Below are 1191 nucleotides of genomic sequence, written 5' to 3'. Positions count from 1 at the left end.
TCTTGGAAGGTTTCTGAATCCATGGGCAACCATGATTCGGAGATCGTGGACGCGGGCAGCGTCGATTGAGGAGACGCTTGCGTTGTGGGCGGCGTCGCTTCGAGAGATCAAGAAGCTGATACGTCCGTTGTTCACGCAAGAGCGTGTTGCGATGAATGCAGGCCTGTTCCTGGAAGGTCTGCTCGGAGATGAGCAGCGCAAGACCGGTTGGATGCGCGCGGAGGCGGCTGGCGATCCAGGCCCATGGCGGCAGCAGGCAATCCTGGGTCGTGGGGATTGGGACGCTGATGCCCTGCGCGATATCGTGCGCGACTATGTCATCGAGCATTTGGCGGATGACGATGCGGTCCTCGTGATCGACGAGACCGGCTTTCTCAAGCAGGGCAAGGCATCGTGCGGAGTGGCGCGGCAATACACTGGTTCGGCGGGTAAGATCACGAACTGTCAGATTGGGGTCTTCGCTGCCTACGTTTCGCGCCACGGTCATGCATTCATCGATCGTGCGCTGTATCTTCCGAAGGAGTGGACCGACGATCCGGATCGTCTGGAAGCGGCCTATGTGCCTGCCGATGTCGGCTTTGCGACCAAACCAAAGCTTGCGACGAGAATGATCGCACGCGCGATAGCCGCGCCTGTACCATTCAGGTGGGTTGCCGGTGATACCGTCTACGGCGTTGGCGACATCGAACAGCAATTACGTCGGGCAGGCAAAGGCTACGTGCTTGGGGTCAGCAGCGCTCATGTGTTTCGATCCTGGGGCAAACGACCGCCGGTCGCCGGTACGGCCGCAGACATCGCGCGGACGCGGCGCTCATCCGACTGGAAGCGCTTGTCGGCGGGAGCCGGAACCAAGGGACCGCGGCTGCACGATTGGTGTTATCTCGAATTGGCCGACCTCGAGGTCGAAGAATTCAACAGCGCAAATCAAGGTCTGTGGACGCGCGGTCTACTGATCCGTCGTCGCATCGCCGATGGTGACCTCGCCTTCTTCACCACCTGGTGCCCAGCGGGAACATCAATTGAAACGCTGGTCGCGGTCGAAGGCCATCGATGGGCGATCGAGGACAGCTTTGAAACCGCGAAAAACGAGTTCGGGCTCGATCACAACGAGAGCAGATCCTGGCATGGCTGGCACCGTCACGTGTCCCTGGTGATGCTTGCCTTCGCCATGATGGCCGCGATCCGACATCG

1 protein-coding gene is annotated in these 1191 nt (G+C 60.3%); it reads left to right on the top strand.

The features are described from left to right. Positions 1-31 precede the first annotated feature (31 nt). Positions 32-1191, top strand: a 1160-nt coding sequence (locus C7G61_RS42800) for an IS701 family transposase (RefSeq protein ID WP_108523422.1), incomplete at its 3' end; no start/stop codon positions are given.

This window comes from Bradyrhizobium algeriense, from assembly GCF_003062295.1.
Taxonomy (GTDB): domain Bacteria; phylum Pseudomonadota; class Alphaproteobacteria; order Rhizobiales; family Xanthobacteraceae; genus Bradyrhizobium; species Bradyrhizobium algeriense.
This window is presented reverse-complemented; position numbering and strand designations above follow the sequence as displayed.